The 14,757-nt window shown below is 59.1% G+C and carries 9 protein-coding genes; 4 read left to right on the plus strand and 5 right to left on the minus strand.

What is annotated here, in order from left to right; translation table 11 throughout:
- Positions 1–28: 28 nt before the first annotated feature.
- Complete coding sequence (pulA, locus tag IE111_RS08265) at positions 29–3,250, minus strand: pullulanase-type alpha-1,6-glucosidase (RefSeq protein ID WP_189608073.1); 3,222 nt, start codon at positions 3,248–3,250, stop codon at positions 29–31.
- 468 nt (positions 3,251–3,718) lie between these two features.
- Here pulA and IE111_RS08270 point away from each other — a divergent pair, with 468 nt between their 5' ends.
- The gene (locus tag IE111_RS08270; RefSeq protein ID WP_189608074.1) at positions 3,719–7,567 is read left to right on the plus strand and encodes an alpha-amylase family glycosyl hydrolase; all 3,849 of its coding nucleotides are present in this window, start codon (positions 3,719–3,721) and stop codon (positions 7,565–7,567) included.
- A gap of 345 nt (positions 7,568–7,912) precedes the next feature.
- Positions 7,913–9,247: a hypothetical protein gene (locus tag IE111_RS08275; protein ID WP_189608075.1), complete on the plus strand. Its 1,335-nt coding sequence runs from the start codon at positions 7,913–7,915 to the stop codon at positions 9,245–9,247.
- Between the two features lie 51 nt (positions 9,248–9,298).
- On the opposite strand, the gene IE111_RS08280 is transcribed toward IE111_RS08275, so the two are convergent.
- Positions 9,299–9,910 carry an HAD family hydrolase gene (locus IE111_RS08280; protein WP_189608076.1) on the minus strand — a complete coding sequence of 204 codons (612 nt, stop codon included), beginning with the start codon at positions 9,908–9,910 and terminating at the stop codon, positions 9,299–9,301.
- A 90-nt stretch (positions 9,911–10,000) separates the two neighbouring features.
- On the opposite strand from IE111_RS08280, the gene IE111_RS08285 reads away from it, so the two are divergent.
- A complete protein-coding gene (locus IE111_RS08285; protein WP_189608077.1) occupies positions 10,001–10,807 on the plus strand; it encodes a TatD family hydrolase in 807 nt (268 codons plus the stop codon).
- Positions 10,808–10,833: 26 nt separating this feature from the next.
- On the opposite strand, the gene IE111_RS08290 is transcribed toward IE111_RS08285, so the two are convergent.
- The 3 genes from IE111_RS08290 to argC all read right to left on the minus strand — a co-directional run bounded on the left by IE111_RS08290 (position 10,834) and on the right by argC (position 12,997).
- Positions 10,834–11,061, minus strand: a complete 228-nt coding sequence (locus IE111_RS08290; protein ID WP_189608078.1) for a hypothetical protein — start codon at positions 11,059–11,061, stop codon at positions 10,834–10,836.
- Positions 11,062–11,281: 220 nt separating this feature from the next.
- A complete protein-coding gene (locus IE111_RS08295) occupies positions 11,282–12,022 on the minus strand; it encodes a 16S rRNA (uracil(1498)-N(3))-methyltransferase (RefSeq protein ID WP_189608079.1) in 741 nt (246 codons plus the stop codon).
- Positions 12,023–12,052: 30 nt separating this feature from the next.
- The gene (gene argC / locus IE111_RS08300; protein ID WP_189608080.1) at positions 12,053–12,997 is read right to left on the minus strand and encodes an N-acetyl-gamma-glutamyl-phosphate reductase; all 945 of its coding nucleotides are present in this window, start codon (positions 12,995–12,997) and stop codon (positions 12,053–12,055) included.
- A gap of 195 nt (positions 12,998–13,192) precedes the next feature.
- On the opposite strand from argC, the gene IE111_RS08305 reads away from it, so the two are divergent.
- A complete protein-coding gene (locus IE111_RS08305; RefSeq protein WP_189608081.1) occupies positions 13,193–14,755 on the plus strand; it encodes a flagellar brake protein in 1,563 nt (520 codons plus the stop codon).
- The last annotated feature ends 2 nt before the right edge of the window (positions 14,756–14,757 follow it).

A 14,757-nucleotide genomic window follows, 5' to 3' on the forward strand; every position in this document is an offset into this window, starting at 1 on the left:
TGCGCCTCTTCTGCCCTACGTTTGTTGGTTAGTTCACAAACACGGCGGTGGTCAGCGCCGGCACGGTGAAGTCACTGCCGCTCACCGATGCCCCCTGAACCACGGTGTCCGCGCTCGACTGCTGCACCGGGTGCAGGTTGAAGCCGGACGCGCCGTTGACCGTCATGGTCTGCTCGCTGTTGGTCGCATTGAACACGACCACGATGGCATTCCGCGATGCATCCAGATCGTCAGCGGTATCGGTCAGTTTCATAACAATCACGCCCGGCGTCTGGCCGGTGCCAGTATTGTGGAAGCTCACCACGTCGTTTACCTGTTCCGCCGTATTCAACCGGAACAATTCACTGCTGTTGCGTATCTGCAGCCATTCACCGAACTGGTCGGCCGTCAGCGCGATGGACTGGGTGCTGGGGTCCGCCTGCGGGTCGGCGTTGATGCTTTCGATCAATGCCCAGTTCTCACCGTCCACATTTTCACGGGGCAGCCCGACGTTCCAGTTGTTGTCGGTACCGTCGAAATGGACGGCGTTGTACCAGTCGCCGCTGTCGTAGCTGTCCCGCGCCATGGACTTCGAACGCAACAGTTCGGAGCCCATGTGGATGAAGGGCACGCCCTGGCCGAGCATCGGAATGCTCAGTGCCAGTGCCTGCATACGCGCGCGATCGGCCTCGTTGATGCTGCCGGCGACCTTGTACATGTTGTTGTCCCACAGCGTCTGGTTGTCGTGCTTGGAGACGTAATTGATTACGTCCTCCGGGTCGTCCGCGTAGCCGGCGGGGCTGCCGTTGTAATCGACTTCGGTGCCGGCGACTTCGGTGCCGGTGCGGTCGATAAAGCGAAAGGTTTTCAGGTTGCCCGCCAGACCGAGGCGGATCTGGTCCATGTCTTCCAGCAACGCCGCTTCGAACGCGTCAAGGTCCGCCTGGTTCAGGTCGTTGGCCACGGCCGCGTTGGCAAAGCCCTGATTCTTGCGAATGGTGTCGCCGTTGTCGAACGGTCCGCCACCGCGAACGGCATCACGCAAGCGGTCGGTGAAGGTGCCGATGCCGGTGCCGGCCATGTTGGTCTGGCTGGCGTTTTCGCCCCGTTTGTTCTGGCCGACCTCACCGAAATCCCAGCCTTCGCCATAGAAGTAGACATGATCGCGCACAGCCCGAACTTCGCTCAGTGCCCGGGTCATGTTCGACTTCATGTGATGGCCCATCAGGTCGAAGCGGAAGGCGTCGATGCGGTATTGATCGGCCCAGACCTTGAGGCTGTCGATCATCAGTTTCTCGAACATCCGGTGCTCGGAGGCTGTGTTCTGGCAGCAGGTGGAGGTTTCCACGGCACCTGAGGTCGGGTTGCGACGGTGGTAATAACCCGGCACGACCTTGTCCAGAACGGATTTGGGCTGCAAGCCGGCGGCGTTGGTGTGGTTGTAGACCACGTCCATGACCACCATCAACCCCATGTCGTGCAACGCCTTGACCATGTCCCGGAATTCCAGGATGCGCTGAGTACCTTCGGCGTCGGTTGCGTAACTGCCTTCCGGAACGGTGTAGTGGAACGGGTCGTAGCCCCAGTTGAAACTGTCGATGTTGCGCACATGGGCATTCAACGACTGGACTTCGCCGCCTTCGGCTTCCGGCAACACGCTGTCCAGAACTTCGGCCACAGTCTGGCCATCGTCGCAGTGCTCGGCGTAGTCGGTGGCGACCTGGGTTACGGCATCGCACAGGTCGCTGAACGGCTGGTCGATGTCGACACGCTGCGCCGGGTCTTCGTTGATGGTGGCGATGTCGAAGGCCGGCAGCAGGTGGGCATGGGTCAGGCCCTGGTCTTTCAGGGACTGCAGATGCTGCACGCTTTCGCGGGCGGTCTCGGTGAAGGCTTTGTAGGTACCGTCGTGCGCGGCGGTGCCAGCGCTGTCGTTGACCGAGAAATCGCGGATGTGCATTTCATAGATGCTGAGGTCTTCCGGCTCATAGGTCGGCAGGGCAACCGGGGTGTCCCAGCCGGGCGGTTGCAGATCGGCCGCATCGAGATCCACGACCTGGCTGTACTGACTGTTGGTGGCCAGGCTCAGGCTGTATGGATCGGTCACCCGCAGGGTTTCGAGATCGTCGCTTTCCGGATGATAGACGGTCAACTCGTAAAGGTAATATTCCCGGTCCAGATTCTCATCGACAGTGTGCGACCAAACGCCCGAAGCGTCATCCCGGCTCATACTGGTTACCGTCTCATTGACCCCCGGGTTCAGTACCAGTGACACGCTTTGCGCGGTCGGCGCCCACAGATCGAACCGGGTGGTACCTGAACCGGTCAAACGCGCACCCAACTCGGCTGTGGTTGCCTGGTCGGCATAAAGGTCATCCAGTACGCCCGGAGTCTGTACCCGGGTGGCCGTCACCAGTGTGCCCTCGGCATCGAATTCCGCCAACCAGAGCTGGCCCTGGAGCAGGGATTTGGCTTCGGATGCGGTGGTATCCAGAGTCCAGCCCTGCCAATCCGCCAGATGAGGGAAGCGGTTTTGCAGTTCGCTCGACAGATTGCTGCGGGTCAAGGCCTGGCCGTCGCCGCCTGCGATCGACTTCTCGACGCCATCGAGCTCCAAACTCGCGTCGCTTGAGTGCCAGAGTGTCACACTGTGATCGTCACCACCCGGCTCATAGGCCAGCGTGTCTTCGGCCAGCCAATGCGCACTGGCACCGGACATTTCCACCGGCGGTTCCAGAACCGGTTTGGTATAGACCTGATCCACCCCTTCGAACAGGAAGATGGTCTCGCCGAATTCGGCCCGATCGTACAGCCAGTCTCGACCGCCGATGTCCTTCTCTTCGCCCTTGTGCATGATGAACATGAAATCGTGCCAGTCATCGGTGTTCATTGAGACCACGAGAACCAGACCATAGTTCTCATCCACAGCGCTGCCGGAGAGAGGGGAATCCCAACTCGTTGGCTGGCTCAGTTCGCCCTGAACGCTGACACGGTCGTCTTCCCACAGGTGCAAGCCCCAGCCTTGATAGGCGGTCTTGTCGACGCGGCCGTCTTCACCGAGATGATCGTTTCGCTTGTAGTAGATGACAGCCTCATTGGCCTTGGGTTGGTAAATCGGCTCGGGCAGGGGCGCTGTGGTGTCGCCACCGCCCTGGTCGTTGTCGTTATTGTCTCCACCACCGGTATCACCATCCGACGGCGACGTACTGTTACAACCGGCCAAAGCCGCCATAAGGCAGAATAGGCCGATTCCCACTCGATGTTTCAGCATCCTGGATTCCTCTCGATTATTGTTGTTAAACGCCGAGTGCACTCTGTGCCAAATCCGGGTTGGGAAAACAGACGGAATGTGGTGGGTGGAGGATTTTTCGAGAGGTGGGACGGGGGTGGAGAATGGCCGCGTAGGGTGGGCACCGCCCACCATAAAATGCCGACGATTCACTATTAATTCGACTACTACCGAAGGGTCGACTTCAATGGGTGACTCATCAATACCGGTGGGCAGTGCCCACCCTACGGAGCCGTTGATGCCATTCCTTCACTCAGCCATCACTCACAGTGATCATCACTGAAACTTATAGTACCGCTAAAACCAAACCCCCCGACTTTTCGATCTCCACCTTGAAGACGGTTCGCCACACACTGTTGCGTCAAAGTGGGAGTTTCCCTGCACTCTCACACAAAGAACAAGAACAACGAAAGACTCGAAGACCGACAACAACAATGAGAGGGGTTGATCATGCACGATTCCAATAAGCGGCTGTGGCTTGTTTCCGCCTTGGCGGCGTCCATCGCTCTGGCCGGGTGTAATCCTGGGGGCGGTAAGGACGATGACAACGATAACGGGGGTGGAACCACCGAACCACCTGTCGACGACGAAGCCAAACTGGCACCCTATGATGAGCGGGATGTCCGGGACGACGTTTTCTACTTCGTCATGCCGGACCGTTTCAACGACGGTGATCCCAGCAATAACTTCGGTGGCTTGAGCGGCGATAAATATTCGCACGGTTATGACCCGGCCGATAAAGGGTTTTATCATGGCGGCGACATGGCTGGCCTGGAGGCCAAGCTGGACTATCTGGAAGAGATGGGTGTAACGGCCATCTGGATGACGCCGATCCTGAAGAACAAAGCCGTTCAGGGTGAAGGTGAAGACGCGAGCTCAGCCTATCATGGTTACTGGACACTGGACTTCACTCAGATCGATCCACATCTCGGTACCAATGAAGACCTGAAATCTCTGATCAACGCCGCGCATGAACGCGACATCAAGATTTTCTTCGACATCATCACCAATCACACAGCCGATGTGATCAAGTATGAAGAGTGTCACGATTCGGACGGGACCTATCAGGACGGTTTGGAGAGCTGCGCCTACAAATCACTTGAGGACGTCGCCAATGGAGACACTTACACTCCGTTTGTGCCCAGCGGAGAAGAAAACGTCAAGGTGCCGGCCTGGCTGAACGACCCCAAGTACTACCACAATCAGGGTGACAGCACTTTCTCGGGCGAAAATGCCGTCTACGGTGACTTCGTTGGCCTGGACGATCTGGCCACCAGCGATCAGGCCGTCATCGATGGTATGATCGATATCTTCAAGAACATCGTCACCGATTTCCAACCGGACGGTTTCCGCATCGATACCGTCAAGCATGTGCATACCGAATTCTGGCAGCAGTTCGCACCGGCCATTGTCGATCACGCCAAGAGCGAAGGTATCGACAACTTCACCATGTTCGGCGAAGTCTACAGCGCCGATCCGGATTTCCTGAGCACCTACACCACCGAAGGAAAGATTCCATCGGTATTGGACTTTGGCTTCCAGGCCGCCGTATCCGCGGCTGTCTCCGGAGGCGATACGCCGGAAACCCTGCGCAATCTGTTCCTGGCCGACGACAAGTATTCGGATCACGACAGTGATGCCTCCACACTGATGAACTTCACCGGCAACCACGATATGGGTCGGTTTGGTTACTTTCTGGGTGGCGGCGATACCCCCGAGAACCTGGCCAAGATGAAACTGGCCCATGCCATGATGTACTTCCTGCGGGGCGTACCGGTGGTTTATTACGGTGACGAGCAGGGCTTCACCGGCATTGGTGGCGACCAGTCCGCCCGTGAAAACATGTTCCCGTCCCAGGTCGAGGAATACAACAACAACGACCTGATCGGTACGTCCGCCACCACGGCTGAAGACAACTTCGATACCGCGCACCCGATCTACACAACGCTGGCCGAATACGGTGAGGTTCTGAGGGAGCACAAAGCCCTGCGCCAGGGCGTTCAGCACGAACGCTATGCCGAGAGCGGTACCAAAGGCGCCTACGTCGTTTCCCGGGTTCACCCTGAGGACAACGTCGAGTACCTGGTCGCCTTCAACACCAGCAACATCGCCACGACCGTTTACGTCGAAGCCGCCGCGAACGGTTACAGTGCGGTCTACGGTGCCGAAGGTGACGCCGTACTGGATCAGGGCGACGTCAAACTGCAGATCCCCGCCCATGGCGTGGTGATCTACAAAGCCAAAGGCGAGCGTCCGGTATCGCCGACGCCGGATATCGCGATGACCGGTTTCGAAAGCGGTGAAACCCGCACAGGAACGCTTGAAATCGGGCTCGATATCGTCGGGCTGGACGATGTAGCGCTGCCGGATTATGAAGCAACCTTTGAGTATTCCACCGACGGTGGGTCCAGCTGGACGCTTATCTCCGAGGACTTCAATGCTCCTTATCGCTCCTTCTTCCGCCTTGGAGACTTGGTCGACGGAACCGACGTCACGGTTCAAGCCACCGTGGTCAACGGCGACGGCGAGATGGACGTGGTCACGCGCGACTTCGTGGTGGACAGCCGCTACCCCGACACCGTGACCGTCAGCTACAGCAACCCCAACGCGCGCGATGCCTTGTATGTGGTCAGTGACGGCGGCGAATTTCAGGGGCCTATTGAAGGCAGTGCCGGTGAATATACGTTTACCTGGGGTGAGGAAGACAGTTCAAACTCACTGATCTGGGCAACGCTGGACGATGACGCCGGAACGGCCGCGTTCGACGAACCCTTTGTGCTGACCCGGACCGAGCTGTTCAAACACTCCACCGAAGACGGCAGTGGCGGCCTGACGGCCAGTCTGGTGGTGGATACACGCGCCGACGTCAACCTGACCGGTACGGCCGCCGACCTGATCGTCAGTGAGGGCAAGGCGGTCGACGACAGCATTGACGGGCTCAACATTCGGGGTGGCATCGTCGGTTGGGATGCGGGCAGTGCCGTCGATATGACCAATACCGAATACGCGACCTACCACGCTGAAGCCTTTGTGTTGAAAGGCGATGGCGAATTCAAGTTCGCCGACGATCAATGGGCCGCGATCAACATCGGTGGACCTGTTACCCAGAATGGTCTGACGCAGGGTGCCAATCCGGCGAATCTGCTGAACGACTTCGAGGCGGATTCCGTTTACGACTTCTGGGTGGTTGGTGTCGACAGCGATGCGGATGGCAGTATCGATATGCGGATACCGTTCATTGAAATCGACCATGGCAGCCTGGGCGAGGTCGTCTACCTTCGCGGTGGCCTGACGGACTGGAATGTGCCCGGCGCAGCTCAACTGGCCCATCAAGGCGGCGACGTCTACCGCTATGTACTGAACGACCTGGCCGCGGGTGACTATGAGTTCAAGATCGGTGATGCCGACTGGGCTGACGTCAACCTGGGTTACGGCGACGTGTCCGTCCATGCGGATTCGGTGGCGCTGACCGATCCGGGCAATGGCAATATCGGCCTGTCCGTCGCAGCCGAGAACGACTACACCTTCACCCTGGATGCCTCGGATCCGGCGAATCCGGTCTTGAAGGTCGAATCCAGTGAGGTTCCACCCTACGACGCTCAGGGTGCCCTGTATGTCAAAGGCGAGCTCAACGGTTGGGGCAATGTGCCCGCCTATGAATTGCCCTTTGTCGGCAATGGCCAATACCAGGCCACGGTGGCTATCGACCCGGCTTCCTTTGACTTCAGTGGCGATTCGGCAACCGCGATTGACTTCGCGATCGCCAACGCAGGCTGGGGTTACAAGCTGGCGGGTTCCAGTACGACCCTAACCGCCGGTAGCTCGGTCACGCTCAGCGATTCCAATGGCAGCAATGCGCTGATGGACAGTGGACTGACTGCGGGCTACTACGACCTGACGCTGGATGCCTCGGCGGATCCTTCCGCGCCGACACTGGCCATGGCCGCCAACGGCGACCACACCTACGGCGACCTGTTCGGCGAGCCGATGTATGTTCGTGGCAGCTTCAACAACTGGAGCAACGACGTTGCCGTGGACCATAACGGCTTGATCTACAGCGATACCGTGACGCTCGAAGCGGGAACCGCCACCTTCAAAATCGTCAATGACGACTGGAGCCGCCAAATTCAATTCGCCGATGTGGTACAGAACGGCGGGCTTGCACTGAGTGGCGCGGATGACGGTTTCGGCGGCTTGAATATCTCGGTCGAGATCGACACGGCGGGTGACTACGACATCACTCTGGACGTGACGAACCCGGACAGGATGATGTTGACTGTGGAAGCCAGTGTGCAGTAGACAATACTATTCCACACTGCTGAATTGATGGAAAGGTAAACCGATATACCCGGCCAAGCGCCGGGTATTTTGTTTGGGGATCTTGGATTAGCAAGGCTATGAGAAGTGAATCATTTTTTACTGTCCATGGCGAGATTCCAGGGCTCATAAGGTAGTGCATCAAGGGAAACCGCTTACAGGCGGACAGATGTGCGCCACCGGATTACATTTGACTGGCAATTCCTTTACAAATTCGTATTGTACGACGCTTGATATCGCTCCAAGATTCCCCGTCTAAACGATATCGATCGTGGTTACGCCGAAAGGGGTAGCCAACCTGGCAGTACAGCAATAAAAGGAATCCACATGAAAAAAGCCGTATTGGCGACCTGTATCGCCTCTATCAGCACGCTTTCCTCCGCAAACGTCTTCCTGCCCTCCATCGGGATCGATGGCTGGGATTCAGACTCCCAGTATTTTCGTTCCATGGCGTTCAATCAGGGTTACCTGACCGCCTCCGACGCCCAGAACCACACCGTCAATCCGGCCTTCGCCCTGGCCCTGCAGGATACAGCCGAAGCCCGGATGTACTACAGCACCGGTTTCAGTGGCGGCGCATTCACCCAGGTATTCGGTCAGAATGTGGGTATCTATTTTGGGCGCCGGACGTTTGATGACTATCTGTATTACTACGATTCCAATGGCAGTGGTCTGGTCGATACGTCCGTCGACTCGAGTGTCGTCGGAGACATCGATGGTGACGGCAACGACGATACGATCAGCAATCTGTTCGATGCCTATTGGGCCAGTGCGATCGGTACCGGCGATCTGGGTGTTCGGCTGAATGTGCGCGCTCTCAGCTCGTCCATGGAAAGTGATATGCAGGACGATACCACCTCGGTAACGACAGAAGGTGGCCTCTACGAGTTCAACACCACCGTCGGTTTCATTTCCAATTCACTGCCGCTTGAAGGCTCGGTCACCTTGGGACTGCCCTTCGGTAGTCTGGAAGACGTGAACGAAGACACCGATGCCGATACCAAAACGGTTGAAGAGACGTCTATCGACAAAGGGCTTCGCTGGGGTGCCCTGGCGAAATACACCTTGTCGGAAGACAACCAGGCTCGTACCGTGCTGTCCGGTTTCATAGGCTCGGCCAATGCGAACTATGACATTGTCAACGAGACCACTACCGGTGGCAGCACTACGACGAATTCGGACGTGTCCTTCATACAGGAACGTTTCACATTCGGTTTGGTGGCGTCCCATGAGCGCATGATCAACAACCGTACACGGTTGATTGCGTCGGCTGGCCTGAACCGGACTTCTTCCACGCAGGGCGTGGAAAACAAAGCGGCGGATCCATCCCAACCGGATTATGATGAATACGGTAACTGGTGGCTGCCGGTATCGATCGGTACCGAGTTCCGCAAGTCCGAGAAGACGACACTGATCGGTTCGGTCGCCTCGAATCTGTTCGATCGCGACACTAATGCGAACTACGATAATGACGGTGGCGATGCGGCAAAAGAAGATGAGTCCAGCATGCAGTGGACCATGCCGAATTCGAACGTCCAGTTCGGGTTTGCCTACCAGATGACCCCGCGTCTGAGCACGAATCTGGTGATCAACAAGGCGTTGTTTGTCAGTGGCCTGGATGAAGGTCTGACCACGGTTGCTGAATTCCGCTACGAATTCTAGGCAATAGCGCCCGATGCCACATCAGTGGCATCGGGCCACACTTGGGCTTGATCAAAACATCAAGCTTTTATGCTTCAAAACCTTCGACATATCCCCAGGCCCGAACACCTGCTCCGACTGCATTCCCAACGCCCGAGCGGCCTCCACATTCCTGATCCCATCGTCGAAAAACAGCGTCTCTTCCGGTTCAGTCTCAAGCGTATCCAGTACGGCCCGATAAATCGCCGCGTCCGGTTTCATCACCCCCAGTTCCATACTGGTGAAATGATGGTCCAGCTTTGGCAGGAAGGTGTTGCGATCCACCAGCATGCCCCAGTGGCAGGCGTTGGTGTTGCTGAGCAAGCTGAGCGTGTACTGCGGTTTCAGTGCATCCAACAGCTCGAGCACGCCGGGGAAGTCATCGCCGAGAATACCCTTGAACCGTTGTTGAAAGTCGGTCCGATCGAGCGTCAGGTTGAATTCGTCGAGAAAGGCGTCGGTGAAGGTCTCGAAGTCCATCTGGCCGGTTTCGAACGCGTGGGTGGAGCGGGCGTTGCCCCAAAGAGCGTGGATGTCCTCGAAAGGCACATCCCGGCCGAGGATGCGGCTGATTTCCTCGTGCCAGCGGATCTGTACCAGAACGCCGCCCATATCAAAAATGATGTGTTTGATCGGTGTTTGCATTGATGTCTCCGTAGGAGGCCGGCTACTCCGTCTGGCGTACCCGGTCTCAGATCATTACACTGTGCGGCCCATGCTCAACGAGACCCAGTCATGAGCCGCAAGAAGCGCGATATTCCGGTATTTTCCCAGCCCATTATTGAAACGCACTGCCACCTCGATTATCTGAAAGAGGCGGAGTTACAGACGATTCTGAGTGACGCACGGGCGGTGGGAATCGAGCGTATTGTGACCATTGCCGTCTCCCCGGACAACCTCGCCGAGGTGCGCGATCTGGTGGAAGCCGATGCCATGATCTACGGCACCCAGGGCATTCACCCCCACGATGCCGAGGCCTATACGGCGGATACCGCCGTTCAGCTGCGTAAACACGGTCGGGACGAGCACATTGTGGCCATCGGCGAGATCGGTCTCGACTACTATTACGACAATTCGGACCGGGCGGTGCAGCGCAAGGTTTTTGCCGAACAGTTGGAGATCGCCTGCGAGCTGGATCAGCCCGTGGTTATCCACACCCGCGAGGCGGACGAGGACACCCGGGCCATTCTGAGCGAGTATGCGCCAAGGCTGGCCCGCAAGGGTGTGATCCACAGTTTCACGTCGGGCATCGATCTGGCGCGGTTCTGTCTCGACCAGGGTTTCATGCTCGGCTTCAACGGCATCATCACCTTCAACAAGGCCGAGAATGTGCGGGAAGTGCTGGCGGAAACGCCACTGGAGCAGATGCTGGTGGAGACGGATTCCCCCTTCCTGACCCCGGCGCCCTATCGCGGCCGGGAGAATGCGCCCAAATACCTGCCCTTTATCATCGAGAAGATCGCCGATGTAAAAGACGTGCCCGTCGATCAGGTGTTGCGTCAGACCCACCAGAACGCCGAGGCGCTGTTCCGCTTCCAGTAAGACCTCTGCCCTGAGCCCGCCGGGGCTCAGGCTTCTTCGCGGTGCAGGGAATCGATCTCGCGCTTGAGGCGCTCCTTGTCATCGGTCAGGATCCGCTCCAGGGTCGCGACCCGCTCCTCCAGCGCTTCGATGCGCTCGTCTTTCCATTGGTTGCTCTTGAGTTCCGACTTGCGTTTATTGCGCAGAACTTCCTTGACGATGCCGCCAACGGTGCCGATCAGCACGATGATGATGACAAATTTGAAGACATCCACGAGGGACCTCCTGTCGATTGGGGGATGAGGTCTAGGATAGCGCGATTTGGCAGGAAGACTATTGGCCGTGGGTCACTTTTTTGGGAGGGGGCGGAGTGATTAGTAGGGCAGAAGAGCCCGAAGGGCGTTATCTGCCAGGGGAAATTTAAGTGCCAGTGGATAGTCCATTGTCTCGGATTTTACCCAACGGCAGATAACGCTGTCGCTCTTCTGCCCTACCTCAGGACTCGCCAACACCCAAATCGCCCCAACGGTGCTGCAGTATCGCCAACATCGCCACCGGGGCGGTCTCGGTTCGCAGGATCCGGCTCCCCAACTGCCAGGCCTGGAACCCGTTCCGTACCGCCTGTTCCACTTCACCATCGGTCAGGCCACCTTCCGGCCCTACCAGAAAACTCACTGAGGAGGGAGCCTCGACCGGGAACTCCGGCGTTTGGGCGGCGGTGTGCAATACGAGTCGCAGTTGGGATTCCTGAGCGTCGAGCCATTGCGACAACCCGGTTACTTCATCCAGCACCGGCACCGTATCCCGCCCACACTGTTCGCAAGCGCTGGCCAGTACGCCCTGCCAGTGCTGCAGTTTCTTAGCCTGGCGCTCAGCCTTGAGCCGGAGATCACAGCGTTCGCTGGTCAGCGGGGTGATACGGCTGACGCCGAGTTCGGTCGCCTTTTGCAGGGCGTAGTCCATGCGGTCGCCCTTGGACATGACCAGGCCTAGATGGGTGTGCAACGGGGATTCGGACAGGGTCGGCAGCGCTTCGGTCAGCTGGATGTCCGCCCGGCGTTTGCCGACATCGGCCAGTACGGCGACGAAGCGTTTGCCGCGCCCGTTGAACGCTTCGATGGGGGCGCCTTCGCCCAGGCGAAGCACCCGGACCAGATGCCCGAACGCACTTTCGGGCAGCGCGAGGCGTTGACCCGGCGCCTCGGCGTCGGGCAGGTGAATGCGGGGCACTCTCATCGGGTGTCCTTTCGCGGTGGGATGGCCTGCTTAGAGCAGGCCGGTGGTTTCGTCGAGACCGAGGCGGACGTTCATATTCTGCACCGCCGCACCGGATGCGCCCTTGCCCAGGTTGTCGAGCCGGGCCATCAGCATGATCAGGCCATTGTCGGCGGAGAAAACAAACAGTTCGCAGCGGTTGGTGCCGTTGCAGGCGGTTGGCTTAAGGAAGCCTTCTTCCAGCTGTGACTGGTCGTTCCACGGGAACAGCTGAACGAAGGTCTCGCCGCTGTAGGCCGAGGCCAGGCACTGGTGCACTTCGGCCGCCGAGCCGCCAAGCAGGCGCTCGTGCAGCGGTACCTGAACAATCATGCCCTGTTCGAAGTTGCCGACCGTGGGGACAAAGACCGGCGGGTACTGGAAGCCCGGAATGCGCTGCATCTCCGGCAGGTGCTTGTGCTTGAGGTCCAGATTCTTCGGCCGGGCGGCGATGTCTTCCTGTTCGTCCTTACCCTTGGCCTTGTAGTCGGCGATCATCGCCTTGCCGCCGCCGCTGTAGCCGGTAATGGCGCTGACGGTCACCGGGTAGTCCTTGGGCATCAGGCCCTGGTCGACCAGCGGTTTGGTCAGCAGGGTCATGCCGGTGGGGTAACACCCCGGGTTGCCGATGCGGTTGCTGGCGCGCAGCAGCTCGCGCTGACCCGGCAATTCCGGCACGCCATAGACCCAGCCCGGGGCGACACGGTGTGCGCTGGAGGCGTCGATAATCACGGTGTCCGGGTTGGTGACCAGTTCGACGGCGTCGCGCGCGGCGTCGTCCGGCAGGCACAGAAACACCACCTCGGCTTCATTGAGGCACTCTTCTCGCAACAGGGCATCCCGGCGCTGGTCCGACGGGATGGACAGGAGGTCCACTTCAGGGTGGTCTTCCAGGCGTTGCTGAATCTGCAGGCCGGTGGTGCCGTATTGGCCGTCAATGAATACCTTGTGTGCCATAGTGTGCTCGCGTGCTGGTGTGTTCGACCACGCCCGATACCCTCTGGGGAGTAAGACCGGGCGGACGTGTAAGGGTACACCTGAATGCCTTTCAACGGTAGATGGCTCTGGTCCGATCGGATTACAAGTGTCGCGAGTTCTGCCGCATGCCGCTCGGTGGTAAACTGGCAACCGAAGATGATCCAAGAGGCAAAGGTGAATCAATCAACCGAGGGCGAAGCCGTCACCAACCCGGCCGATATCGTGCGCCTGTTGCGCACCGCGCAGGAGGATGTCATTCCGGTCAGCCTGGTGTTCACCCAATCCCAGCGCAGTTTGTCGACCTATGTGATCGACGTCGATCCGCAAACCGGACTGACGCTCGATGAACCAATGCCACGCGCTCTGGCCGGCGAACTGGCCAGTGGCACCGCGTTCACTTTGGAAACCCATATCGACGGCGTGCAGATCCGGGCCCCGGACCTGTCGGCCCGGGCGGCCCCGAAGGCGGGGGATGAGCCGCGCTTTCAGTGCCCGCTACCGGCGGTCCTGTATACGAATCAGCGTCGCCGCAGTTACCGGGCTCAGGTGCGTCGGAGTCTGTTGATCGGCGCACGGGTACGTGATGAAGGTGATGTCGACTGTACCGGCCGGCTCCGCGACATGTCGGTGGATGGCTGTGGTATCGAATTCGAGCAGGATGTCCGGGCGCGTTTCCCCGAACTCGGCATGACGCTCACCATCGAACTGGACTTTCCCAACCACACCCGTCTTGAATGTCCGGCCGTGTTGCAGCGGATGAGTTTCAATGGAGACGCGGGCATCACCACGCTGGGGTGTCGCCTGGCCACGATGCCGGCGCAGCGGCAGACCGCCATCGCCGCTCTGGTCACCGATCTACAGCGCGACCAGATCAATTTTCGCAAGAAAGGCGGCCTGCGCGAGGAGATCCCAGAGCGATTCCTGTCGCCGGAGGGCGAGCCGGTGCCGGTTCAGTCGCCCGTCTCGAAACCGTCATCCTCGACGGCCGGGCGACGCCCCGCCAAGGCTGCCCGGAGCAAGAGTGCGAGCGAGCCCCGGGAATCGGTCGAGGCGGTGTGGCGCAATACCCTGGCCGCGGTCCGGCGGCAACAACAGCACAACCGTGCCGAACCGACGCCGGATCTGGCCGAGGCGGTGCAGCGATTGAGCCGCAGCTGGCACCACCAACGCCAACCCCTGTTTGTTCACAGCCGCATCCGCAGTGCGGACAATACCGACATCGAACAAAGGACCGCCATTGCTTTGATCCTGGCAGATCATTGTGCCAACAAGGCGGAAGACTGTGTGACCGTTTTTGCCAAGCGACTCATGCAGGGGCTGTTGCGTCGACTGCCGGATGACCAGCGTACATTGGCGCAGCTGATCGCCGCCCAGGATGCACTGGCGTATCGCTTAAATAACGGGCGTGTCTACTACCAACCGACGCAAGCGCTTGGTCAACTGCATCGCAAGGGCCAGTTCGACGCCCAACTGATACGCTGGTTGATCGAGACTCAGGGGCTCTATTCGTTGGGCAGTGCGGTGCGGTTAAGCGACGACAGCATCGCACTGGTGTTGCGACACGACAGTCAGGGCCAGCCGCTGTGGGTGCGGCAGGTGTACCGCATCAGCGAGCAATCGCCATTGCCGCCGAAAGATGTGCGCCTGGAGGCCGACGGCCCGACGGTCGAGGGACCGGCGGACCCGGTCAAGGCCGATCTGGCCGTCGATCTGCTGCGTCCGGCCCTGCGTCAGTGAGG

Origin of the sequence: Saccharospirillum salsuginis, assembly GCF_014651855.1 — a bacterium.
GTDB classification, from domain to species: domain Bacteria; phylum Pseudomonadota; class Gammaproteobacteria; order Pseudomonadales; family Natronospirillaceae; genus Saccharospirillum; species Saccharospirillum salsuginis.

Excerpts from the sequence above, each read along its gene's own strand:
- pulA (WP_189608073.1), bottom strand. The coding sequence starts at position 3,250 with ATGCTGAAACATCGAGTGGGAATCGGCCTATTCTGCCTTATGGCGGCT.
- IE111_RS08270 (WP_189608074.1), top strand. The coding sequence starts at position 3,719 with ATGCACGATTCCAATAAGCGGCTGTGGCTTGTTTCCGCCTTGGCGGCG.
- IE111_RS08275 (WP_189608075.1), top strand. The coding sequence starts at position 7,913 with ATGAAAAAAGCCGTATTGGCGACCTGTATCGCCTCTATCAGCACGCTT.
- IE111_RS08280 (WP_189608076.1), bottom strand. The coding sequence starts at position 9,910 with ATGCAAACACCGATCAAACACATCATTTTTGATATGGGCGGCGTTCTG.
- IE111_RS08285 (WP_189608077.1), top strand. The coding sequence starts at position 10,001 with ATGAGCCGCAAGAAGCGCGATATTCCGGTATTTTCCCAGCCCATTATT.
- IE111_RS08295 (WP_189608079.1), bottom strand. The coding sequence starts at position 12,022 with ATGAGAGTGCCCCGCATTCACCTGCCCGACGCCGAGGCGCCGGGTCAA.
- argC (WP_189608080.1), bottom strand. The coding sequence starts at position 12,997 with ATGGCACACAAGGTATTCATTGACGGCCAATACGGCACCACCGGCCTG.